Source organism: Streptomyces sp. NPDC023723, from assembly GCF_040639815.1.
Lineage (GTDB): Bacteria > Actinomycetota > Actinomycetes > Streptomycetales > Streptomycetaceae > Streptomyces.
The window spans coordinates 111,422-134,702 of record NZ_JBFAAP010000015.1 but is presented as its reverse complement, the minus strand read 5'-3'; the positions used below and the strand labels follow the sequence as shown (position 1 = coordinate 134,702).

At 71.3% G+C, this 23,281-nt stretch carries 14 protein-coding genes; 4 read left to right on the top strand and 10 right to left on the bottom strand.

The window, feature by feature from the left end; translation table 11 throughout:
• Nucleotide 1 precedes the first annotated feature (1 nt).
• The 8 genes from AB0G32_RS18660 to AB0G32_RS18625 form a co-directional block, all read right to left on the bottom strand.
• On the bottom strand, nucleotides 2–355 hold the full coding sequence (locus AB0G32_RS18660) for an isomerase (protein WP_361163927.1): 354 nt from the start codon (nucleotides 353–355) through the stop codon (nucleotides 2–4).
• A gap of 52 nt (nucleotides 356–407) precedes the next feature.
• Nucleotides 408–5,801, bottom strand: a complete 5,394-nt coding sequence (pulA, locus tag AB0G32_RS18655; RefSeq protein WP_361163925.1) for a pullulanase-type alpha-1,6-glucosidase — start codon at nucleotides 5,799–5,801, stop codon at nucleotides 408–410.
• Between the two features lie 136 nt (nucleotides 5,802–5,937).
• Nucleotides 5,938–7,317, bottom strand: a complete 1,380-nt coding sequence (locus AB0G32_RS18650) for an alpha-amylase family protein (protein ID WP_361163923.1) — start codon at nucleotides 7,315–7,317, stop codon at nucleotides 5,938–5,940.
• A gap of 66 nt (nucleotides 7,318–7,383) precedes the next feature.
• Nucleotides 7,384–8,391 (bottom strand): ADP-ribosylglycohydrolase family protein, encoded by a 1,008-nt coding sequence (locus AB0G32_RS18645; RefSeq protein ID WP_361163921.1) that lies wholly within the window; start codon nucleotides 8,389–8,391, stop codon nucleotides 7,384–7,386.
• 67 nt (nucleotides 8,392–8,458) lie between these two features.
• Nucleotides 8,459–10,138, bottom strand: coding sequence for a glycoside hydrolase family 13 protein (locus AB0G32_RS18640; protein ID WP_361163919.1), 1,680 nt, complete (start codon nucleotides 10,136–10,138; stop codon nucleotides 8,459–8,461).
• 124 nt (nucleotides 10,139–10,262) lie between these two features.
• Nucleotides 10,263–11,165, bottom strand: a complete 903-nt coding sequence (locus AB0G32_RS18635; RefSeq protein WP_361163917.1) for an ABC transporter permease subunit — start codon at nucleotides 11,163–11,165, stop codon at nucleotides 10,263–10,265.
• A 10-nt stretch (nucleotides 11,166–11,175) separates the two neighbouring features.
• The gene (locus AB0G32_RS18630; protein WP_361163915.1) at nucleotides 11,176–12,183 is read right to left on the bottom strand and encodes a sugar ABC transporter permease; all 1,008 of its coding nucleotides are present in this window, start codon (nucleotides 12,181–12,183) and stop codon (nucleotides 11,176–11,178) included.
• Nucleotides 12,184–12,302: 119 nt separating this feature from the next.
• A complete protein-coding gene (locus tag AB0G32_RS18625) occupies nucleotides 12,303–13,571 on the bottom strand; it encodes an extracellular solute-binding protein (protein ID WP_361163913.1) in 1,269 nt (422 codons plus the stop codon).
• A 378-nt stretch (nucleotides 13,572–13,949) separates the two neighbouring features.
• Here AB0G32_RS18625 and AB0G32_RS18620 point away from each other — a divergent pair, with 378 nt between their 5' ends.
• Together AB0G32_RS18620 and AB0G32_RS18615 are read left to right on the top strand one after the other, a co-directional pair.
• Nucleotides 13,950–14,984: a LacI family DNA-binding transcriptional regulator gene (locus AB0G32_RS18620; RefSeq protein ID WP_361163911.1), complete on the top strand. Its 1,035-nt coding sequence runs from the start codon at nucleotides 13,950–13,952 to the stop codon at nucleotides 14,982–14,984.
• Nucleotides 14,985–15,093: 109 nt separating this feature from the next.
• Nucleotides 15,094–15,966: a phosphatase PAP2 family protein gene (locus AB0G32_RS18615; protein ID WP_361163909.1), complete on the top strand. Its 873-nt coding sequence runs from the start codon at nucleotides 15,094–15,096 to the stop codon at nucleotides 15,964–15,966.
• 272 nt (nucleotides 15,967–16,238) lie between these two features.
• Here the strand turns inward: AB0G32_RS18615 and AB0G32_RS18610 are convergent, their stop codons facing one another.
• Complete coding sequence (locus tag AB0G32_RS18610; RefSeq protein ID WP_361163907.1) at nucleotides 16,239–19,235, bottom strand: bifunctional [glutamine synthetase] adenylyltransferase/[glutamine synthetase]-adenylyl-L-tyrosine phosphorylase; 2,997 nt, start codon at nucleotides 19,233–19,235, stop codon at nucleotides 16,239–16,241.
• Nucleotides 19,236–19,409: 174 nt separating this feature from the next.
• Between AB0G32_RS18610 and AB0G32_RS18605 the strand changes: the two genes are divergently transcribed.
• A complete protein-coding gene (locus AB0G32_RS18605; protein ID WP_361163905.1) occupies nucleotides 19,410–19,853 on the top strand; it encodes a VOC family protein in 444 nt (147 codons plus the stop codon).
• A gap of 15 nt (nucleotides 19,854–19,868) precedes the next feature.
• Here the strand turns inward: AB0G32_RS18605 and AB0G32_RS18600 are convergent, their stop codons facing one another.
• Nucleotides 19,869–21,632, bottom strand: a complete 1,764-nt coding sequence (locus AB0G32_RS18600) for an NAD+ synthase (RefSeq protein WP_361163903.1) — start codon at nucleotides 21,630–21,632, stop codon at nucleotides 19,869–19,871.
• 285 nt (nucleotides 21,633–21,917) lie between these two features.
• On the opposite strand from AB0G32_RS18600, the gene AB0G32_RS18595 reads away from it, so the two are divergent.
• Entirely contained in the window at nucleotides 21,918–23,279 is a 1,362-nt protein-coding gene (locus AB0G32_RS18595) for a glutamine synthetase family protein (protein ID WP_361163901.1), read from the top strand.
• Nucleotides 23,280–23,281 lie beyond the last annotated feature (2 nt).

Below are 23,281 nucleotides of genomic sequence, written 5' to 3'. Positions count from 1 at the left end.
GCTAGACCACGGCCTTGCGGTAGGAGGGGTCCAGCTCCCGCACCTCCGCGGACAGGTGCAGGGTGTCCCCGGTCGTCGACCGCGCGTGCTTGCGCAGCAGTTCCACGACTCGCTCGGTGAGCAGCGCCTTGGTCTCCTCGGTCCGGCCCGGGAGCAGGGCGATCGTGACGTTCACGATGGCGTGCCGCTCCCGCTCGTCGCCGACCACCTCGTCCTCGGTGCGCAGCACCCGGGTCTTGCACGCCTGCGGCTGGGCCGCCGCCGTCTCGACGACCACCGTGTGCAGGTCGAGCGCGAACTCCGCCCAGTCGACGTGGTCGAGGCCCGGGGAACGCTCGACGGTGATCTGCGGCATGGGTGCTCCTGTTCTGGCGTACGGGACAGGAGCACCCTAACCGCAGGACCGGTCAGCCGGCCCGGGTGAAGACGGCCACCGTGCGGGCCGGGACGGTGAACGTGCCCTCGGCGTAGGCGGCGTCCTTCACGACCGGGTCCGACCCGGCCGCCTGGACCGGGTGCAGGCGGTAGTCGGTGCCGGCCGCCGCGTCGATCCGCTGGTCCTGGGTGTCCGGGGAGGCGTTGAAGACCACGACGAGGTCACCGAGGGTCATGGTGAGCACGCCGGGGGTCTCGGCCGTGCCGGACAGCGGGAAGGCGAGGCGGGACTGGACCTGCCCGGTGGAGGCGAGGGAGAAGTCCGGCTCCGTCGTCCGGATGGTCAGCAGGTCCTGGTAGGCCGCCGAAGTGCCCTCGATCTCCGGGCAGCCGACCCGGACCGAGCCGAGCAGCGGCCCGGCGTACGGCCACTTGGACTCGTTGTCGGCGGCCATCGGCAGGCCGCGGCCGAAGCCGTTGCCGTCGGCGCAGTTCCAGTGGATGGCGTTGAACCAGTCGCCGCTGTCGTAGGAGTTGCGGTCCAGCGACTTGGAGCGCAGCAGGTCGGTGCCGGCCTGGGAGAGCGCCGGGCCCTGCGAGAGGGCGGCGGTGGCCATCGCGAGCACCTGCGTACGGGCCCGGTCGTCGGCCGGGGTATCGGCCGGCAGTTTGTAGGTGAGGGCGTCGAACAGGGACTCGTTGTCGTGCGCGTCGGCGTAGGCGAGGGCGTCGCCGGGGGCCGCCGCGTAGCCGGCGGGGGCGCCGTTGTAGTCGACGTCGGAGCCCTTGACCTGCCGGCCGGCGGTGTCGGTGAAGGTGTAGCCGGCCAGGTTGCCGGTCAGGCCGACCTTGATCAGGTCCTGGTAGTGCAGGAGGCGGGCCTTCTGCTCGGCCGCAGTGCCGTTCGCGGCTGAGCCGTTGGGGTCGGTGTACAGGCCGGAGGCGAAGCCCTGGACGCCCGGGTCCTCGTCGAAGGGCCCGCCGCCGCGTACGGCGTCGCGGGCCCGGTCGGAGAAGGTGGCGATGCCGGTGCCGGCCATGTTCCGCTGGGTGGCCTGTTCGAAGCGGGCGTCGTCGGCGACCTCGCCGAAGTTCCAGCCCTCCCCGTACAGGATGATCTTCTTGCCGTCCACGCCGTCCTTTTCCACCGTGAGCGCGTCGAGGGCCTTGCGGACCGCCAGGATGTTGGCCTTGGGGTGGTGGCCCATCAGGTCGAAGCGGAAGCCGTCGACCTTGTACTGCTTGGCCCAGGTGACGATCGAGTCGACGACGAGCTTGCCCATCATGGCGTTCTCGGTGGCGGTGCCCGCGCAGCACGTGCTGTTCGCCACCGAGCCGTCGGCCAGCAGCCGCTGGTAGTAGCCGGGCACGATCCGGTCCAGCACACTGGTCGCCGCCTGGCCGCTCGCGGCGGTGTGGTTGTAGACCACGTCCATGACGACCCGCAGCCCGTCCTCGTTCAGCGCCTTGACCATCTCGCGGAACTCGACGGTCCGGGCCGTGCCGTCCGGGTCGGTGGCGTAGGACCCCTCGGGGACCGTGTAGTGGTACGGGTCGTAACCCCAGTTGTAGGCGTCCTTGGCCGCCGCCTTCGCCACGCACTCCTGCTGCTTCGCCGAGTCGGCGGGCAGGGCGGCGAGGTCGCAGTCGACGGTGGCCTGGTCGGACGTCCGCTCCGGGATCGTCGCGATGTCGAACGCGGGGAGCAGGTGCACGTACGAGGTGCCGGCCTCCGCCAGTTCCCGCAGGTGCTTCGAGCCGTCGCTGTCCTGGTCGGTGAAGGCCAGGTAGGTGCCGGGGTCGGACGCCGTCGGGTCCGCGACGGAGAAGTCGCGGACGTGCAGTTCCTGGATCTGGGCGTCGCGCGGGGCGACGGCCTTCGGTTTCTGGTACGTGGTCCAGCCGGCCGGGGCGAGCGACTGGTCGGCGAGGTCGACGACGAGGCTGCGCTCGGAGTCGGCGGTGAGGGCGACGGAGTACGGGTCGGTCACCTTGTTGGTGACGACCTCGCCCGCGTCGGGTGCCCAGACCGTCACGGCGTACCGGTAGGGCTTGTTCCGCCAGGACCTCGGGCCGGTTACGGACCAGACGCCGGTGGTGTCGTCCCGGTGCATGGCCTTGAGTCTCCCGTCCAGTTCCAGGGAGACGCTCTGCGCGGTGGGCGCCCACACCGACAGGGTGGGGCGGCCCGCGCGGTCGAAGACCGGGCCGAGGTCCGCGTCCGTGGCCCCCGCGTACAGGTCGTCGAGTACGCCCGCGAGCTGCACTCCGGTCGCCGCGACGACGCCACCATTGGCCGCCAGTTGCGAGGCGACGAGCCGGCCGCGCAGGGCCTCGCGGACCCGGTCGCGGTCACGGGGGTCGACGGACCAGGCGGTGTACTCCTTCAGGTGCGGGTACTTCGCCTGCTGGGCGTCGGTGAGGGTGGTCCTGGTCAGCCGGAGCCAGCGCTCGTCGGTGCTGGTCAGCACGCCGTTCTCGGCCTTGAAGGAGCCGGTGGCGGAGTAGCGCAGCTGGGTGGAGGCGGCGGCGTCCGAGCCGGTCCAGGCGACGGTGTTCCGGTCGATCCAGACCGCCTTGGACGTGGACAGGTCGACGGCCGCGGCCGAACCCGCCGGCTGCGGCAGCAGATACTGCTCCGCGCCGCTCATCAGCCACACCTCGTGCCCGTTGGCCGTGAGGTCGAGGGCCTGGTCGGTGGGGAGGTCCTTCTCGTCGCCGTTGTGGAGGATGTAGCTGAGGCTGGTGGCACCCTCGGTGAGCGGTACCTCGTAGACCGCGCCGTAGGAGTCGGTGTCCACCGGCTGAAGGGGCTTGGACCAGTCGGTGGGGTTCGCGGCGCCGGACCAGACGTGCAGTCCCCAGCCGTCGTAGTCGCCGTCCGCGCGGTGGTAGTGGAGTACGGCCTTGGTGGTGTCCTGGGCCGGGTAGTCCGGCCGTTCGGTGACGGCCTGCTCCTCGCCCTGCTTGATCCAGACCTCGCCGGTCCGTGTGACGTCGATGGTGCGGTCGGCGGCGACGTCCTTGGTGCCGTCCTTGTCGACGACGAGGAAGGAGACACTGGCGGCGCCGGGCTTCAGTTTGACGTAGGCGAAGGCGCCGTAGGCGTCCCGGCCGGTGAAGGGGTGGCCCGCCGGCCAGGTGGTCGCCTCGCCGTCGGCCAGGTCGCCCCAGGCGTACAGGTTCCAGTCGGCGTAGTTCCGGTCCGGGCGCTGGTAGTGGACGATCGCGTAGTCCCGGGAGGTGGCGGTGGGGGGCTGCGCGGTGGGCGGGGTGCCGGTGGTGGAGGCGGCCGTGGCGCTCGCGGTCCGCCCGGCGGAGTCGACGACCACCGCCTTGTAGCGCAGGGCGGTGCCGGCGGGGGTGTCCGCGTCGATCGTGTCGGTGACCTGGTAGGGGGCGTGGTCGGCGGAGCCGAGGGTGCGCCACTTGCCGTCGCCGGTCTGGGCGGCGAAGACCACCCGGTTGAGCCGGCCGCCGGTGACGTCCGCCGTCAGCGCCACGGTGCCGGTGGCGCCGGGGTCGGGGGCGGTGAGGCTGACGGTGGGCCCGGCGGCGGGGGCGGGGAGCTCGCCGGTGGCCTTGAGGACGACCGCCGAGCCGGCCGGGACGGTGACGGTGAGCTTCTTGCCGGCGTCCGTGCGGGCGGTGGCGTCGGTGCCGTAGATGCCCCGGAAGGCCGTCCGGGCGGAGCCGGTGGCGAAGGTGGCCGTCTTCTCCTGGGCCGCGTTGTTGAAGGCGACGACGTACTCGATGCCGGTGGTGGCGTCCGTGCGGGACACCGCGTAGACCCCGGCGCCGTCGGCCGCGTACCGCTCGGTCTGGACCCCGTCGGTGAGCGCCGGGTTGGCGCCGCGGAGCTTGGCGAGGGCGCTGATCTGCCGGTACAGCGGGGTGCTGGTGTCGTAGGCGGCCTCGGCGTGGGTGCGGTCGGTGCCGAGCTGGTCGTCGTCGAGGTAGTCGGCGGTGCGGGAGCCGAACATCGGCTGGCGGGCGTCCTTGTCGCCGCCCGCGCCGGTGAAGCCCTGTTCGTCGCCGTAGTAGACGACCGGGTTGCCGCGGTTGAGGAACATCAGCTCGTTGGCGAGCTTCGCCTTCTTCAGCAGTTCGGCGTCGGTGGCGTCCGGGTCGTCCTGCCTCAGGAAGGAGCCGATCCGGCCCATGTCGTGGTTGCCGAGGAAGGTGACCTGTTCGTAGGCGTTGGCCCGGCCGGTCGTGTACTTGTAGTCGTCGCCGAAGACGGCGGCGAGCTTCTGGGCGCTGCCGCGCTGCGAGGCGTAGGCGCGGGCGGCGTCCTGGAAGGGGAAGTCGAGAGTGGCGTCGAGACGGCCCTCGGTGACGTACGGGGCGGTGACGGAGGTGTCGGCGGAGTAGACCTCGCCGAACATGAAGAAGTCGTCCCGGCCCTGCCTGGCCGCGTAGGCGTCGAGCGCGGTGGCCCACTGGGTCCAGAACTCCATGTTGACGTGCTTGACGGTGTCGATCCGGAAGCCGTCGATGTCGAAGTCCCGCACCCAGCGCTGGTAGATCTTCTCCATGCCGCTGACGACCTCGGGACGCTCGGTCCACAGGTCGTCGAGGCCGTTGAAGTCGCCGTAGGTGGCGGACTCGCCGGCCCAGGTGGAGTCGCCGCGGTTGTGGTACATGGTGGGGTCGTTGAGCCAGGCGGGGACCTTGGTGTCGCTGGTGACCGTGGGGGTGTAGGGGGCGGAGTCGGCGTCGACGGCCGGGAAGCGCTGGTCGCCGTCCGCGTAGTCGGCGTCGTCGAAGGGCTCGCCGTCCTTCGTCAGGTACGGGAACGCGCCCTTGGACAGGTAGCCGTAGGACTTCTCCTCGTAGTCGACGACATCGGCGGTGTGGTTGGTGATGATGTCGAAGAAGACCTTCATGCCCTTGGCGTGCGCCTTGGTGATGAGGGTTTCGAGGTCCTTGTTGGTCCCGAAGTGCGGGTCGACCTGCGTGAAGTCGGTGATCCAGTACCCGTGGTAGCCGGCCGAGGCGTCGGTTCCCGTCCCCTGCACGGGCCGGTTCTTGAAGATGGGCGCCATCCAGATGGAGGTGGTGCCCAGGCCCTTGATGTAGTCGAGCTTCTTGGTCAGGCCCTTGAGGTCGCCGCCCTGGTAGAAGCCCTTGTCGGTGGGGTCGTAGCCGGTGGCGAGCCGGGACCCGGTGAGGCCGCCCCGGTCGTTGCCGGTGTCACCGTTGGCGAACCGGTCCGGCAGCACGAAGTAGAACTGCTCGCGGGTGAGGTCGTTGCGGGCCGCGGTCTTCGCGAGCGTCGCGTCCGACGGGGGCGGGGGCGGGCTCGCGGCGGTGGCGGCGAGCGGCTGGACCAGCGTCGCGGTGAGGGCGGCGACGGCCACGGCCGCGACGCGTCGGGCACGGGAGGGTCGGCGCCTGCCTGGCGCCGGGATTCTCGGTATCACCGGAGGGAACTCCTTGCTGCTGGCGGCTCGTTCGCGGGTCCGACCCCGGCGAGACGGTAGCCCCGCCGCAAGGCTTGCAGCAAGGGTCGCGAAAGTAACGGAAAGACATTTCACGACCCTTGCCCGGGGCCGCCGTTCAGCAGCTCGACTTGCCCGCGTAGAGGGCGAGCGCGGTGTTGGCGCCCAGGGTGGCGGTGAACTGGCCGGAGCCGTTCACGGTCACCGTCGTGCTCCGCTGGACGTCGCAGTACGTCCCGGCGGGCAGGGACGTCTGGTAGGTCCGGGCCAGCGAGCCGCTCTCGTGGTTGATGGCGACGAAGCCCTTGGCGCCCCGGCCGAAGGCGATCGCGTCGCCCCCGTTGTCCCACCAGTTGGTGACGGACTCACCGCGCACGGCGTTGCGGAACGCCACCATCGACTTGATCTCCGGCCAGGCGTGCTGGCACTTCCAGCCGTCCTGCCAGCAGGCGTTCACCGTGCCGCCGTTGGGCGGCCCGGCGTCCGTGCTGGACCACTCGTAGCCGGAGTTGACGTCCGGGGCGCCGTAGGGCCAGGCCAGCATGAAGACGTTGGCGAGGGTGTAGTTGGCGCCGTCCTTGTAGTTGAGGGTGGAGCCGCCCCGCTCGGTGTCGTGGTTGTCGACGAAGACACCGGAGACGCCGCTGCTCAGGTACCCCCAGCCCTCCCCGTAGTTCTTCAGGTAGGCGAGGTTCTCGTTGTTGAAGACCCGCTTGAGGTCGTAGGCGTACCGGAACTCCTGCACGTCCCCGGTGCCGGTGTACTCGGTGGGCTGGACGGCCTCCCCGCTGCCGTAGATGACCTCCTGCTTCCAGTACACGGACGGGTTGCTGAGCCGGGACCTGATGTTGGCGAGGTCGGCGGCCGGGATGTGCTTGGCGGCGTCGATCCGGAAGCCGTCCACGCCGAGGGAGAGCAGGTCGTTGAGGTACCCGGCGATGGCGCCGCGCACATAGCTCTCGCCGGTGTCCAGGTCGGCGAGGCCGACGAGTTCGCAGTTCTGGACGTTGGCGCGGTCGGCGTAGTTGCTGATCTGCGCGGTGCAGTCGTCGAAGTCGGGGGACGAGTACAGCCCGGGGTAGTTGTACTTCGTGTACGACGACCCGCCGGTGCCGGTGCCGCTGCCCGCGGACATGTGGTTGACGACCGCGTCGGCGACGACCTTGACGCCGGCCGCGTGGCAGGTGTTCACCATGGACTGGAAGGCGGCCCGGTCCCCGAGCCGACCGGCGATCCGGTAACTGACGGGCTGGTACGAGGTCCACCACTGGGACCCCGCTATGTGCTCGGCGGGCGGGGAGACCTGCACATAGCCGTAGCCGGCCGGGCCCAGGGTGTTCGTGCACTCCTTGGCGACCGAGGCGAAGCTCCACTCGAAGAGGACGGCGGTGACGTCCTTGGTGCCGGGGGGCGACGCCTGGGCCGGTGTGGACGGGTTCATGACAAGGGCGGCCGTGGTGAGGGCGGCGGCGCCGAGGAGGAGGGATCTGCGTGCCATGGGGGGACCCTTCTTCGTTGAAGGTTCTTGCTGCAAGGTTTCTGAAACCTTGCGGTGACGCAGATGTTAAGGGCCCGCGGCCGGAAAGGGCAGTGGTCGGGCGGAAGTCGCGGCAGGATTTCCGCCGGGGCCGTCGCCGAGGCGCCGGGCCAGCCCGATCAGATCGTCGAGCCGCAGCACCCGCCCGCCGAAACCCGGCAGCGGCACGTGCAGCGGCTCGGTCCAGCGGGCGGGGATCGCGTCCAGCCCGTGGACGGCGCCGGCCAGCCCGCCGGTCACCGCGGCGACGGTGTCCGTGTCACCGCCGAGGTCGATCGCCGCGCGGACCGCTGCCGCGAACCCGTCCGTGCTGCGCACCGCCCACACGGCCGACCCCAGGCAGGGCCAGACGGCACCGTTGAACTCGGTCGCGTCGTCGGGGTGCCAGCCGGGGTCCAGGACGGTGGCGTAGCGCGGACGGTGGTCGGGGTGGACCAGGGCCAGCGCCTCGGGAACGGCGGCGATCGGGTCACCGCCCGCCAGGGCCTGCCGGATCAGTTCGTGGTAGACGGCGGTGCCTTCCCAGGCGGCGCGGTCGCCGTGGGTGAGGGCGGCGACGCGCCGGGCGGCGTCCATGGTGGCCGCCTGCCCGGCCCGGGCGAAGTGGACCGCGGAGGTGGCCGCCCGCATCAGCGCGCCGTTGCCCGCCGCGCGCTGGTTGACCCGGAAGTGCGCGGCCGCGGCCGTGTCCCACGGCATGCCGTTGGTCAGCACGTCCTCGGTCTGGAGCCCGATGTCCTTGGGGTCGGCCGCCGCCCAGCGCCGGAAGCGGTCGAAGATGTCCGGGAGATCGAGCCCGCCGCGCGCCAGCAGCGACTCCCCCACCAGGACGGCCATCTGTGTGTCGTCGGTGGCCTCCCCCGGGTCCCAGCCACCGCCGCCGCACATCTCGCCGGCCCCCGGCCCGGGGAACCGTTCGGAGAAGGCCCCCGCGGGACCGAACTCGAACGGGGCGCCCAGCGCGTCGCCCACCGCCGCGCCCACCACGGCCGCGACGGCCCGCTCCTCCGATGTCACCGTTTCCCCGGACGTCATCGTCAGATCGTAGGCCGTGGGCCCGCCGCCCCGTGCGGAGCGGCGGGCCCACGGCAGGGCAGGGCCGTCAGGCCCGGGTCCACCACACCGTGGTGTCCGCCGGCACCTTCGCCTCGCCGTCCGCCTCGGTCACCTCGCCGCTGGCCAGCAGCACCCGCCCGTGCACCGGCACCGTGACCGACTCGCCGGTGGTGTTGGCCACGCAGACGAACTCGCCGCGCCGGAAGGCCAGTACGCCCTCCGGGGCGCGCAGCCACTCCACCGCGTCACCCGCGCCCAGGTCGGGCTGGGCGCGGCGGACGGCCAGGGCCGCGCGGTACAGCTCCAGGGTGGAGCCGGCCACCCCGGTCTGCGCCTCGACGCTCAGCTCGCCCCAGCCGGCCGGCTGCGGCAGCCAGCTCCCGCCGTCCCCGAAGCCGTACGACGATCCGGTACGGGTCCACGGGATCGGCACCCGGCAGCCGTCGCGGAACCCGTCCTGGCCGGCGCCCCGGAAGTAGGCGGGGTCCTGGCGCACGTCGTCGGGGAGGTCGGTGACGTCCGGGAGGCCGAGTTCCTCGCCCTGGTAGACGTACGCCGAACCGGGCAGGGCCAGCATCAGCAGCGTGGCGCCGCGGGCGCGGCGCAGGCCCAGTTCGCGGTCGCCGGGCAGGCGGAGCTGGGTTCCCAGGCCGGCCGGGTTGGCGAAGCGGGTGGTGTGGCGGGTGACGTCGTGGTTGGACAGGACCCAGGTGGAGGGGGCGCCGACCGGGCGCATCGCCTCCAGGGTGCGGTCGATGACGCCGCGCAGTTCTGCGGCGTCCCAGTGGGTGCCGAGGTACTGGAAGTTGAACGCCTGGTGCAGCTCGTCCGGGCGGACGTAGTTGGCGGTGCGCTCGACGGTCGGGGTCCAAGCCTCCGCGACGAAGATGCGTTCACCGCTGTACTCGTCGAGGATCAGCCGCCACTGGCGGTACACGTCGTGCACGCCGTCCTGGTCGAAGAACGGCATGACATCGTTGCCCAGCAGCTTCAGCTGCTCGTGGTTTCCCAGGTCGGGCAGGCCCGCCGCCTTCACCAGGCCGTGGGCGACGTCGATCCGGAAGCCGTCCACGCCGATGTCCAGCCAGAAGCGGAGGATGGAGCGGAACTCGTCGCCGACCGCCGGGTGCTCCCAGTTGAAGTCGGGCTGCTCGGGGGCGAACAGGTGCAGGTACCACTCACCGTCCTCGGTGCGCGTCCAGGCCGGACCGCCGAAGATGGACTCCCAGTCGTTGGGCGGCAGTTCGCCGTGCTCGCCCTTGCCGGGCCGGAAGTGGTAGCGGTCCCGCAGCGGGGAGCCGGGGCCCTCGGCGAGCGCGCGCTTGAACCACTCGTGCTGGTCGGAGGAGTGGTTCGGCACCAGGTCGACGATGATCCGCAGGCCCAGTCCGTGGGCGTCGCGGATCAGCGCGTCGGCGTCCAGCAGGGTGCCGAACATGGGGTCGACGGCCCGGTAGTCGGCCACGTCGTAGCCGCCGTCGGCCTGCGGCGAGGCGTAGAAGGGGCTGAGCCACACCGCGTCCACCCCGAGGTCGCGGAGGTAGGGCAGACGGGTGCGGACGCCTTCCAGGTCGCCCATGCCGTCGCCGTTGCTGTCGGCGAAGCTGCGCGGATACACCTGGTAGATGACGGCGTCGCGCCACCAGTCGCGGCGCCGGGTGACGGTGGCGACGGCCGATGCGGTCCGGGAAGTGGGGGCCTGGGCTGCGGAGTGCTGCTGGCTCATGTCGTCCTTGAGGCGTGACGGGAACAGGGAAGCGTGGATGGGGACGAGGAGAAGGAGGCGGTCGCGGTGCTGCGGGGTCGGAGGGCACCGCGACCGCCCCGTCGAAGAAGCCGTTGAGGGCGGCTCAGCCCTTGGTGCCGCCCGCCGTGAGGCCGGTGACCAGGTTCTTCTGCACGAGGTAGAAGAAGCCGGACACGGGTATGGCGATCAGCACGGCGGTCGCGGCCATCAGGTTGCGCTGCGCGTCGTGCTCGCTGACGAAGCTCTGGAGCCCGACCGCGAAGGTGTACTTGGTGTCGGACAGCATGAACGTCGAGGCGAACGCGACCTCGCCGAAGGCCGTGATGAAGCTGTAGAAGCCGGCCACCGCGAGGCCCGGCCGGGCCAGCGGCAGGATCAGCCGGAAGAACGTGCCGAACGGTGACAGCCCGTCCACCCGCCCCGCCTCGTCGATCTCGAACGGGATGGTGTCGAAGTACCCCTTGAGCAGCCAGGCGCAGTACGGCACCGCGGTCGAGCAGTAGACCAGGACCAGGCCGAGATAGCTGTCGATGAGCTGGAGCTCGGACAGGATCTGGTACATCGGCACGATGAGCACGGCGATGGGGAACATCTGCGTCAGCAGCAGCACCCACATCAGCTTCTTGTAGCCGGGGAACCGCATCCGGGAGACGGCGTACCCGGTGGTCGCGGCGACCATGACGCCGATGACCGTGGTGCCCAGCGAGACGATCAGCGAACTCTTCAGCCACTCCCAGAAGTTGGTGTTCTGGAGGACGAACGAGTAGTTGGCGAACGTCATCTTCCCCCAGATCCCGCCGGGGTGCAGGTAGTCGTCCTTGTCCGGGCCGAGGGACAGGAAGACCAGCCAGGCGATGGGGAACAGGGCGATCAGGGAGGCGACGATCAGGACGCCGTGCGCGGCGAGGGCGTTGCCCGCGCCGCGCCGGCCGCGCCGCGCCGGGCCGCGCGCGGCGTCGGCCTGCTCCGCCGGACCGGTGGCCGGGGTGACGGTGGTGGTGGTCATGGTGGATGCCTCAGATCGCGAGCTGCTGGTCATCGCGGTTCAGCCAGCGGCGGTAGAAGGAGGTGAAGACGATCAGGACGGCCAGCAGCAGGATGCCGTAGGCGGCGGACTGCGCGAACTCGCGCGGCTGCTGTCCGAAGCCGAGCTGGTAGGCCCAGGTGACCAGGATCTGCGCGTCCGGCGCGGTGTTGCCGAACAGCAGGAAGATGATGGCGAACTGGTTGAAGGTCCAGATGATGCCCAGCAGCACCACGGTCGAGCTGACCGACCTGAGCCCCGGCAGCGTCACGTGCCGGAACCGCTGCCAGGCGTTCGCGCCGTCCATCTCGGCGGCCTCGTACAGCGAGGCGTCGATCGACTGGAGCCCGCCGAGCAGCGAGACCATCATGAACGGCACCCCGCACCAGGTGTTGACCATGATGGCGGCGAACCGCTGCCAGAAGGTGTCCTCCAGCCACAGCGGCGTCGGCAGGTGCAGCGTCTCCAGCGCGGAGTTGATGATCCCGCTGTCCGCGAGCATGAACCGCCAGCCGAACACGGTCACGAAGGTCGGCACGGCCCAGGGCAGCACCAGGATCAGCCGGTAGAAGGTGCGCCCGCGCAGGCTCTTCTGGTTGAGCAGCAGGGCCAGGCCCAGGCCGATGCAGTAGTGCAGGGTGACGCAGGCGGCGGTCCACACCACCGTCCAGATGAAGTGCGACCAGAAGCGGTCGTAGGCCGTCTCACCCCACAGGATGTCGGCGTAGTTGTCGAGCCCGACGAACTTGTAGGTGGCCTCGATCTCGTTGACGCCGATGGTGCGCGCGGAGTTGAGGCTGTCGGCGTCGGTGAGGGTGAGGTAGAAGCCGTAGGCCAGCGGGTACAGCACCAGGACGCCGAGCACGACGACGACCGGGGCGATCATGGCGTAGGCGTACCAGTGTTTCTGGTAGCCGTTCTTCAGTCGCGTGCCCCAGCCGGGGCGCGGCGCCTGGTCACCGCGGCGCCTGCCGGTGGCGCGGTCGATGGTGACTGTCATGGTTCGACAACCTTCTCGGAATCCTGCGGATCAAGCGGATCAAGGGGTTCGGCACCTGGGCCGGTGACCGCCGGGTCCCCGTTCCCCCCTGGGACGGGTGGTCCGGCGGTCACCCGGGCTCACTTGCTGAAGTCGGGCACCAGCTTGGTGAACGCGGTCTCGGCGTCGCCCAGCCCCTCGTCCAGGGACTTCTTGCCGCTGGCGATCAGCGGCAGTTCGTCGTCGAGCGGGGTCCACAGGGAGCTGTACTCGGGCAGCGCGGGGCGCGGCTGGGCGGCGGCCAGCACGCCCTGGTAGCCGGCGATGCCCGGGTCGGCCTTCACCTTGTCCGTGTAGGCGTCGTCCCGGGTCGGCAGCGTGGAGTTCTTCAGGGCGACGGTCTCCTGCGACTTCGCGGAGGTCATGAAGTTGACGAACTTCAGCGCGGCCTGCTGGTGCGCCTCGTCGGAGCCGGCGTACACGGACAGGTTGTGGCCGCCGGTCGGCGCCCCCGCCTCACCGGTCGACCCGGCCGGGACGGTCGCGATGCCCAGATTGCTCTTGTCCTTGAAGGCGGAGCCCTTGTAGAAGTTGGTGATCTCCCAGGGGCCCTCGATGATCGAGGCGACCTCGCCGTTGACGAAGGCGTCCTGCTTGTGCGCGTAGGCGTCGGCGGTGGTGTCGGCCTTGCCCAGGCCCTTGCCGTCGAACAGGCCCAGCCAGGTCTGGTACGCCTTCTTCGCCTCGGCGGAGGCGATGGTGATCTTCTTGCCCGCGGCGTCCACGGTGTCGGTGCCCTCGCCGTACAGGAACGGCTGGCCGTAGTACCCGGCCGTCGAGCCGAGGTACCCGTCGACGCCGGTCTTCGCCTTGATGGTGGCGGCGGCCTGCTTCAGGTCGTCCCAGGTCTTCGGCGCCTCGACCCCGGCCTTCTCGAACAGCTCCTTGTTGTACACGAGCGCGAGGGTGTCGGTGACCAGCGGAACGCCGTACGTCTTGCCCTCGTACTGGGCCTGCTCGATCAGGCTGCTCTGGAACTTGTCCTGGTCGGCGAGGGCCTCGGTGCCGTCCAGCGGCAGGAAGAAGCCCTTCTTGGCGAAGGCGGGCGTCCACCCGACCTCGGCGCGCAGCACATCGGGCGCGCCCTTGCTGCCGGCGGCGGTGTCGAACTTGTTCTGCGCCTGGTCGAAGGGGACGTTGACGAAGTTGACCTTGATGTCCTTGTTGGCCGCCTCGAACTCCTTGACCAGGGCCTTGTACGTCGGCGCCTCGTTGGTCGCGTTGGAGGTGTCCCAGTAGGTGATGGTCACCGGTCCGTCGGCCGAGTCGCCGCTGTCGCTCCCGCCGCAGGCCGTCGCCGCGAGGGCGAGGGACGCCACCAGCGCGGTGGCCGCTATGCCACGCCGCATGAGTTCTCCTTGAGGGTGAAAGCCCGGGTACGCAGGGGCGGTCCCGTCCGCCGCTCCTGTCGACTTGCCGACCGCGCCATCGCCGCCGCCGGGCGACGAGAACGTAACAGCGATGAAAGCGTTTCGAAAGACCTTGCAGAAAAAAAGTGCAAGAAGTCTCCGCCGTTATTCGGGTGTGACCTGTCGGCGACCGCCGTGAGACGCTTGTTTGCGGGGGTCGACCACTCGGCGGCCGGTTGTGCAAGACTCTGCAAGTTCTTGCTGTCAATATCTTGAGGGAGCGCGATGACGCAGCAGCCCGCGCGGGGGCGTCCGACAAGTCGCCCACGGCGACCGATCGGTGGGCAAGCGGCGCACCGCCCGGTACAGTCCACCCCTGTGACCACACGGCTTGCCGACATCGCCGCCCAGGCGGGGGTGAGCGAGGCGACCGTCAGCCGCGTCCTCAACGGCAAGCCGGGCGTCGCCGCCACCACCCGTCAGTCCGTACTCGCCGCGCTGGACGTCCTCGGCTACGAGCGCCCGGTACGTCTGCGCCAGCGCAGCGAGGGCCTGGTCGGCCTGATCACCCCGGAGCTGGAGAACCCGATCTTCCCGGCGCTGGCCCAGGTCATCGGCCAGGCGCTGACCCGGCAGGGCTACACCCCGGTGCTCGCCACCCAGACCCCCGGCGGCTCCACCGAGGACGAGCTGACGGAGATGCTGGTCGACCGCGGGGTGGCCGGCATCATCTACGTCTCGGGGCTGCACGCCGACACCAACGCGGACATGCAGCGCTACGAGCGGCTGCGCGCGCAGGGCGTGCCGTTCGTCCTGGTGGACGGCTTCTCCCCGAAGGTGCAGGCCCCGTTCATCTCCCCCGACGACCGCGCGGCGATGAACCTGGCCGTCACGCACCTGGCGTCCCTCGGCCACACCCGCATCGGCCTGGCGCTCGGCCCCAAGCGCTTCGTCCCGGTGCAGCGCAAGATCGAGGGCTTCGTCCGGGCCGTGCAGGACTTGCTGAACCTGCCCACCGCGCAGATCGAATCCGAACTCGTCCAGCACTCCCTGTACACCCTGGAGGGCGGCCAGGCCGCCGCCCTCGCCCTGATCGAACGGGACTGCACCGCCGTGGTCTGCGCCAGCGACATGATGGCGCTGGGCGCGATACGGGCGGCCCGGCAGCGCGGCCTGGACGTCCCGAAGGACATCTCGGTGGTCGGCTTCGACGACTCCCCGCTGATCGCCTTCACCGACCCGCCGCTCACCACGGTCCGCAAACCGGTCCCGGCGATGGGCCAGGCCGCCGTACGCACGCTGCTGGAGGAGATCGGCGGGACCCCGGCCCCGCACAGCGAGTTCGTCTTCATGCCGGAGCTGGTGGTCCGCGGCTCGACGGCCTCGGCGCCCCAGGGCCGCCGGCGCGACTGACTCCTTCTCAGGGCGGAGCGGGCACCCTCCGACCGGCGTAGAACGTGCGTCCAGAACCCGACGGAGGGATGATCGGTCCAAGAGGGCTTTTCTGGCAGACTCTGTGCCTATGGGTGACACGACCGTGACGACGACGGAAGGGCGCGAAGAGGCCGTTCCGCAGCCGGTCACGGCCCCGGCCCGGCCCGGTCCCGGCAGCCGGCTGCGCACCCCGCGCCGGCCCCGCCTGTGGTTCGAGATCCTGCTGATCGCGATCAGTTACTGGACGTACTCACTGGTCCGCAACGCGGTACCCGAACAGCGCGGCCAGGCACTGCGCAACGCCGACTGGATCTGGCGCCTGGAGCACCAACTCGGCATCGCCGTCGAGCAGTCGGTCAACCACACCGTGAACTCGGTGACTTGGCTGATCGTGGGCATGAACTACTACTACGCCACCCTGCACTTCGTGATCACCCTGGCCGTGCTGGTCTGGCTCTTCCGCAGCCACCCCGGCCGGTACGCGGCGACCCGGCTGGCCCTCTTCGCGACCACCGGCGTCGCACTGGCCGGTTACTACCTGTACCCACTCGCCCCGCCCCGCCTGATGAACGGCGGCGGTTTCATAGACACCGTCATGGTCCACCAGACGTGGGGCTCGATGGCGTCCGGCGACCTGAAGAACATGTCCAACCAGTACGCCGCGATGCCGTCCATGCACATCGGGTGGTCGCTGTGGTGCGGGCTGACGATCTTCGCGCTGGCCTCGGTGCCGTGGGTGCGGGTCCTGGGGCTGCTCTACCCGGCGCTCACGCTGGTGGTGATCGTCGCGACGGCCAACCACTTCTGGCTGGACGCGGTGGGGGGTGTGCTGTGCCTGTGCTTCGGGTTCCTGGTGGCTTCGGCGTGGTACGGGAAGGTGCCGTACGCGCTGCCGCGGGTGCCGGGGGTTTCGCGGGGCACCGCGACTGTCCCGGCGCCGGGCCGCGCGGCCCGGCGCTGACGGGACGCCCTCTCCGCGCCTCCCGGGGGCGCGGCCCGGCACTGCCGGGGTGCCGCCGCGCCCGCCCTCCCCGTTGGAACACACCCGCACTCGCCCACCGGGCGGAGCGGGGTGCGGGGGTGCGGCGCGGTCCGCCGCTTAGCCGGGCGCGAGAGGCGGGACGGTCGGCCGACGGAAGCCCGCCCGTCCCGCGGCGGACTCGCCGCACCCCCGCACCTTCGACCCGCCCCCGCACCTGCCGCGTGACGCTCGCACCGGCCCCGTCACGGTCGTCATCCCCCGTAGAACAACGTCTCCACGACCCCCCGGGCCCGCCGGGCCGACCGCCGGTACGCGTCCAGCATGTCCCCGGCGTGCCCGTCCCCGTACCCCAGGTACCGCCCCACCGCCGCCAGCTCCCGGCTCTCGCTCGGGAAGGTGTCCCCGGCCCGCCCCCGCACCAGCATCACCGCGTTGCGCACCCGCGTCGCCAGCACCCACGCCTCGTCCAGGATCCGCGCCTCCTCCTCCCCGACCAGCCCGGCCTCCCGCGCGGCGACCAGCGCCGCCCGGGTCCGCGTGGTCCGCAGGCCCGCCACCTCGTGCCCGTGCCGCAACTGCGCCAACTGCACGGTCCACTCCACGTCCGCCAGCCCGCCCGGCCCCAGCTTCACGTGCAGTTTCGGATCCGCGCCGCGCGGCATCCGCTCCGACTCCATCCGCGCCTTCAGCCGCCGGATCTCCCGCACCGCGTCCTCGCCCAGCCCCGCCTTCGGGTACCGCAGCGGATCGACCAGTTCGAGGAACCGCCGCCCCAGCTCCGGGTCTCCCGCCACCAGCTCCGCCCGCAGCAGCGCGTGCGACTCCCACACCAGCGACCACCGCCGGTAGTACGCCGCGTACGACCCGAGCGTCCGCACCATCGGCCCGGACTTCCCCTCCGGCCGCAGATCCGCGTCCACGATCAGCGGCGGATCGGCGCTCGGCACCTGCAACAGCCGGCGCATTTCCGCGACCACCCGGTTCGCGGCCTCCCCGGCCTCCCGCTCCCCCACCCCGTCCCGCGGCTCATGCACGAACAGGACGTCCGCGTCCGACCCGTAACCCAGCTCGTGCCCCCCGAACCGCCCCATCCCGATGACCGCGAACCGGGTCGGCAGCTCATCGCCCCAGCCCTCCCGCACCACCGCCCGCAGGGTCCCCGCCAGCGTCGCCGCCGTCAGGTCCGACACCGCCGCCCCCACCCGGTCCACCAGCGCCCCGGGATCGGCCACCACCGGCTGCGCCTCCGTGCCGTACGACGCCACGATGTCCGCCGCCGCCGTACGGAACAGCTCCCGCCGCCGTACTCCGCGCGCCGCCGTCACCCCCTGCACGGCCCCCTCCGCACGCCCGACCGCCGCGAGGATCTCCGCCTCCAGCTGCTCCCGGCCGCGCGGCGCGAGTCCGCCCCCGTCGCCCTCGCCGAGCAGTGCCACCGCCTCCGGCGCCCGCATCAGGAGGTCAGGGGCGAGCCGCCCGGCCGACAGCACCCGCGCGAGGTTCTCCGCCGCCGCCCCCTCGTCCCGCAGCAGCCGCAGGTACCAGGGCGTGTTCCCGAGCGCGTCCGACACCTTCCGGAAGTTCAGCAGCCCGGTGTCCGGATCCGCCGAGTCCGCGAACCACCCCAGCAGCACCGGCAGCAGCGTCCGCTGGATCGCCGCCTTGCGGGTCACCCCGGACGCCAGCGCCTCCAGATGCCGCAGAGCGGCCGCCGGATCGGCGTACCCGAGCGCCACCAGCCGCTCCCGCGCCGCCTCCGGGCTCAGCCGCGCCTGCCCCGGCGCCAGCGCGGCCACCGCGTCGAGCAGCGGCCGGTAGAACAGTTTCTCGTGCAGCCGCCGCACCACCGCCGCGTGCCGCCGCCACTCCCGCAGCAGCGAGCCGACCGGTTCGGTGCGCAGCCCCAGCGACCGCCCGATGCGCCGCAGATCGGCCTCGTCCTCGGGCACCAGATGGGTCCGCCGCAGCCGGTGCAGCTGGATGCGGTGCTCCAGGGAGCGCAGGAACCGGTACGCCTCGTCCAGCTGAGCCGCGTCCACCCGTCCCACGTACCCGCCCGCCGCCAGCGCCTTCAGCGCGTCCAGCGTCGTACCGCTGCGCAGCGACGCGTCGGCCCGCCCGTGCACCAGCTGGAGCAGCTGCACCGCGAACTCGACGTCCCGCAGCCCGCCCGGCCCCAGTTTGATCTGCCGGTCGACCTCGGCGACCGGGATGTTCTCGATGACCCGCCGCCGCATCTGCTGCACGTCGGTGACGAAGTTGTCCCGCTCGGCGGCCTGCCACACCAGCGGCCGGAGCGCGGCGACGTACTCCTCGCCCAGCGCGAGGTCGCCGGCCACCGGCCGGGCCTTGAGCAGCGCCTGGAACTCCCAGGTCTTGGCCCACCGCTGGTAGTACGCGACATGGCTGCTCAGCGTCCGCACCAGCGGCCCGTTGCGCCCCTCGGGCCGCAGATTGGCGTCGACGGGCCAGATCGACCCCTCCACCGTGGTCTCCGAGCACACCCGCATCAGATGCGAGGCGAGCCGGGTGGCCGCCCGCACCGCCGCCGTCTCGTCGGCCCCCTCGACCGGTTCGCCCACGAAGATGACGTCGACGTCGGACACGTAATTCAGTTCGTGACCACCGCACTTGCCCATCGCGATCACCGCCAGCCGGCACAGCGCGGCGTCCTCCGGCGCGGCCCCGGCGGCGATCCGCAGCGCCGCCCGCAGCGTGGCGGTGGCGAGGTCGGCCAGCTCGGCGGCGGTCTCGGCGACGTCGATCGTGCCGCACACGTCCCGGGCGGCCAGCGACAGCAGGCAGCGCCGGTAGGCGACCCGCAGCGCGACCGGGTCGGCGGCCCCGCCGAGGCACTCCTCGAACTCCGCCACCCCCGGGTGCAGGTCCCGCGGCTCGTAGGTGACCAGCGCCCGCCAGTCCCCGGTGTGCCGGGCGAGGTGGTCACCGAGCGCCTCGGAGGCGCCCAGCACACCGAGCAGCCGGTCGCGCAGCGGCTTGGACGCGGTCAGCGTGTCGAGCAGTTCGCGGCGCCCGGCGGGCGCGGGCTGCGCCTCCAGGAGCCGCACCAGAGCGAGCAGCGCGAGGTCGGGGTCGGCGGTGGCACCGAGGGCGTCGAGCAGCACCGGGTCGTTGCGTACGGGGGTCAGCTCCACGCTGTCCAGCAGCCGCTCGGCGGCGGAGGCGTCCGTGAAGCCGTGCCGCAGCAGCCGTGTGAAGGTACTGCTCCTGCGTCCCGGCGCCGTCATCCCGGCCTCCTGTCGGTCGAGGTCGTCCTGAATCGAGGTCGTCCTGGATCAAGGTCGTCCTGGCCAGAGCCTAACCGGACACCTGGCCCAGAGGGTGGCGCCCGTTGCCCATGGGTGGCGCCCGGCGCGGCCATCCGCTTGGCTGGACACCAGCCGTCCGAAGGGAGCCGCACCATGGACATGACCCTCGAAGTGATCCCGCTGCCGGTCAGCGACCTCGACCGGGCCCGGGACTTCTACCGGGACAAGGTCGGCTTCCACGTCGACATCGACCAGGAGGTCATGCCCGGCATGCGGATCGTGCAGCTCACCCCGCCGGGCTCGGGCTGTTCCATCGCGCTGGGCGACAGCATCTGGGAGCTGACCGGCGGCGGGCCCCCGGCCCCCGGCAGCTACCAGGGGCTCCAGCTCTGCGTCGCCGACATCAAGGCGGCGCACGCGGAGCTGACCGGGCGGGGACTGGACGTCTCGGAACCCGTCCAGTACTCGCCGGACGACGGGGCGACGTTCATGTACTTCAAGGACCCGGACGGCAACGGGTGGTCGGTGCAGGAGTACCGGCAGCGGGCCACGGAGCCGTTGCACGCGCTGTTGGGGAAGCTGGCAGCGCAGCGTTAGGGGGACCGGAGCGGTTCAGGCCCCCTCCCGCCAGCCGCTGGTGATCGGCAGCCGGCGGTCCTTGCCGAAGCCCTTCGGGGAGATCTTCGTGCCCGGCGGGTACTGGCGCCGCTTGTACTCCGCGGTGTCGACCATCCGCAGGGTCTTCGTCACCAGTTCCCGGTCGTACCCGGCGGCGACGATCTCGTCCGCGCCCCGGTCCCGGTCGACGTACAGCTCCAGGATGGCGTCCAGGACGGGGTAGTCCGGCAGCGAGTCGGTGTCGACCTGTCCCGGCCGCAGCTCGGCGCTGGGCGGCTTGGTGATCGAGTTCTCCGGGATCGGCGGAGTCTGCCCGCGCTCGCGCGCCGCGCGGTTGCGCCACTCGGCCAGCCGGAAGACGGACGTCTTGTACACGTCCTTGATCGGCCCGTACGCGCCCACCGAGTCGCCGTACAGCGTCGAGTAGCCGACCGCCAGCTCCGACTTGTTGCCGGGGGCCAGCACGATGTGACCCTCCTGGTTGGAGATCGCCATCAGCGCGGTGCCGCGCAGCCGGGACTGGAGGTTCTCCTCGGCGAGGCCGGTCAGCCCGAGCGCCCCCATGTACGCCTCGAACATCGGCTCGATGGGCACGGTCCGGTAGTTGAGGCCGGTGCGCCGCGCCAGTTCCGCCGCGTCGTCCCGGGAGTGCTGGGAGGAGTACTTCGACGGCATCGAGACGCCGTACACGTTCGCCGCGCCGACCGCGTCGCACGCGATGGCCGCGACCAGCGCGGAGTCGATGCCGCCGGACAGCCCGATCAGCACGGAGCGGAACCCGTTCTTCGCGACGTACGCCCGCAGTCCCACGACGAGCGCCGAGTAGACCTCCTCGTCGGCGTCGAGCCGGTCCGCGTGCCCGCCGTCCGCCCGCTCCCCGGCCGGCGGAGCCGGCGGCTCCGCGCTCAGCACCACCCGTTCGATCCGCAGCCCGTCGTCGACCACCCCGGCCGGCGCCTCGGCCACCGGCGCCGCGGTCGGCAGGTCGAGGTCGACCACCACGCACCCCTCGGTGAACTGCGGCGCCCGGGCGAGGACCGTCCCGTCCCGGTCCACCACGATGGAGTCGCCGTCGAAGACCAGTTCGTCCTGGCCGCCGGTCATCGCCAGGTAGGCGGTGGTGCAGCCGGCCTCCTGGGCGCGTTTGCGGACCAGTTCGAGGCGGGTGTCGTCCTTGTCGCGCTCGTAGGGCGAGGCGTTGATGGAGAGCAGCAGCCCGGCCCCCGCCGAGCGCGCGGCCGGCACCCGTCCGCCGTCCTGCCAGAGGTCCTCGCAGATGGCGAGGGCCACGTCGACCCCGCCGACCCGCAGCACCGGCATGGTGTCGCCGGGCACGAAGTAGCGGAACTCGTCGAAGACGCCGTAGTTCGGCAGGTGGTGCTTGGCGTAGCTCAGCACCACCTCGCCGCGGTGCAGGACCGCGCCCGCGTTCTGCGGGGCCCCGGCGGGCTGGCCGTACTTGGGCTGCGCGGTCGGGCAGCGGTCGAGGTAGCCGACGATCACCGGCAGCTCGCCGAGCCCCTCGGCGGCGAGCCGGGCGGCCAGCGCGCGCAGCGCGGCCCGGGAGGCGGCCACGAAGGACGACCGCAGGGCGAGGTCCTCCACCGGGTAGCCGGTCAGCGTCATCTCCGGGAACGCCACCAGGTGGGCGCCCCGCTCGGCACCGTGCCGGGTCCAGCGCAGCACCGACTCGGCGTTCGACGCGAGGTCACCGACGGTGGAGTCGATCTGATTGAGGGCGAGTCGTAGTCGAGGCACCCGGTCAGTGTAATCGTCAATCAGACACAATGGGGGGGTCTCCCGACCCAGGAATGGCCCGATCGAACACATGGCCTCTACGCTGCGGGGAGAGCATGAAAACCGCCGGAGCGACACAGAACCCGTACGTACGGTGTTCAGGCCCGGGCCGCCCGCCCGATCAAGGTCCGCAACGCGTACGAAACGGTGCTGTGGTGGGATGCTCAGGTGCCCGACCGCCTCCTGCGGTACCCGAGACGGTGTCGGAGACAGGCGGCCTGACCAGCAAGGATGGGGAAGCGGAAGATGGACAAGCAGCAGGAGTTCGTGATCCGGACGCTCGAGGAGCGCGACATCCGGTTCGTGCGCCTGTGGTTCACGGACGTGCTGGGCTTCCTGAAGTCCGTCGCCGTGGCCCCCGCCGAGCTGGAGCAGGCCTTCGACGAGGGCATCGGCTTCGACGGCTCCGCGATCGAGGGCTTCGCCCGGGTCTACGAGTCCGACATGATCGCCAAGCCGGACCCGTCGACGTTCCAGGTGCTGCCGTGGCGCGCGGAGGCCCCCGGCACCGCCCGGATGTTCTGCGACATCCTGATGCCGGACGGCTCGCCGTCCTTCGCGGACCCGCGCTACGTCCTCAAGCGCGCCCTGAACCGGGCCTCCGACTCCGGCTTCACCTTCTACACCCACCCGGAGATCGAGTTCTTCCTGCTGAAGAGCAAGCCGGTGGACGGCTCGGTGCCGACCCCGGCCGACAACTCCGGCTACTTCGACCACACCCCGCAGAACATCGGCATGGACTTCCGCCGCCAGGCGATCACCATGCTGGAGTCGATGGGCATCTCGGTGGAGTTCTCCCACCACGAGGGCGCCCCCGGCCAGCAGGAGATCGACCTGCGCTACGCCGACGCGCTCTCGACGGCCGACAACATCATGACGTTCCGCCTGGTGATGAAGCAGGTGGCGCTGGAGCAGGGCGTGCAGGCCACGTTCATGCCGAAGCCGTTCTCCGAGCACCCCGGCTCCGGCATGCACACCCACCTCTCGCTCTTCGAGGGCGACCGCAACGCGTTCTACGAGTCGGGCTCCGAGTACCAGCTCTCCAAGGTGGGCCGCTCCTTCATCGCGGGCCTGCTCCGGCACGCCGCCGAGATCTCCGCGGTCACCAACCAGTGGGTCAACTCCTACAAGCGCATCTGGGGCGGCACCGAGCGTACGGCGGGCGCCGGCGGCGAGGCCCCGTCCTACATCTGCTGGGGCCACAACAACCGCTCGGCGCTGGTCCGCGTGCCGATGTACAAGCCCGGCAAGACCGGCTCGGCCCGGGTCGAGGTCCGCTCCATCGACTCCGGCGCCAACCCGTACCTGACCTACGCCGTCCTGCTGGCCGCCGGCCTGAAGGGCATCGAGGAGGGTTACGAGCTGCCGCCGGGCGCCGAGGACGACGTCTGGGCCCTGTCCGACGCCGAGCGCCGCGCCCTGGGCATCGAGCCCCTCCCGCAGAACCTCGGCGAGGCCCTGACCCTGATGGAGCGCAGCGACCTGGTCGCCGAGACCCTCGGCGAGCACGTCTTCGACTTCTTCCTGCGCAACAAGCGCCAGGAGTGGGAGGAGTACCGTTCCGAGGTGACCGCGTTCGAGCTGCGGAAGAACCTGCCGGTGCTGTAGAG

Coding starts and splice junctions, on each gene's coding strand:
- AB0G32_RS18595 (WP_361163901.1), top strand. CDS start 21,918: ATGGACAAGCAGCAGGAGTTCGTGATCCGGACGCTCGAGGAGCGCGAC.
- AB0G32_RS18630 (WP_361163915.1), bottom strand. CDS start 12,183: ATGACAGTCACCATCGACCGCGCCACCGGCAGGCGCCGCGGTGACCAG.
- AB0G32_RS18660 (WP_361163927.1), bottom strand. CDS start 355: ATGCCGCAGATCACCGTCGAGCGTTCCCCGGGCCTCGACCACGTCGAC.
- AB0G32_RS18605 (WP_361163905.1), top strand. CDS start 19,410: ATGGACATGACCCTCGAAGTGATCCCGCTGCCGGTCAGCGACCTCGAC.
- AB0G32_RS18645 (WP_361163921.1), bottom strand. CDS start 8,391: ATGACGTCCGGGGAAACGGTGACATCGGAGGAGCGGGCCGTCGCGGCC.
- AB0G32_RS18650 (WP_361163923.1), bottom strand. CDS start 7,317: ATGGCACGCAGATCCCTCCTCCTCGGCGCCGCCGCCCTCACCACGGCC.
- AB0G32_RS18635 (WP_361163917.1), bottom strand. CDS start 11,165: ATGACCACCACCACCGTCACCCCGGCCACCGGTCCGGCGGAGCAGGCC.
- AB0G32_RS18610 (WP_361163907.1), bottom strand. CDS start 19,235: ATGACGGCGCCGGGACGCAGGAGCAGTACCTTCACACGGCTGCTGCGG.
- AB0G32_RS18615 (WP_361163909.1), top strand. CDS start 15,094: ATGGGTGACACGACCGTGACGACGACGGAAGGGCGCGAAGAGGCCGTT.
- AB0G32_RS18625 (WP_361163913.1), bottom strand. CDS start 13,571: ATGCGGCGTGGCATAGCGGCCACCGCGCTGGTGGCGTCCCTCGCCCTC.
- AB0G32_RS18640 (WP_361163919.1), bottom strand. CDS start 10,138: ATGAGCCAGCAGCACTCCGCAGCCCAGGCCCCCACTTCCCGGACCGCA.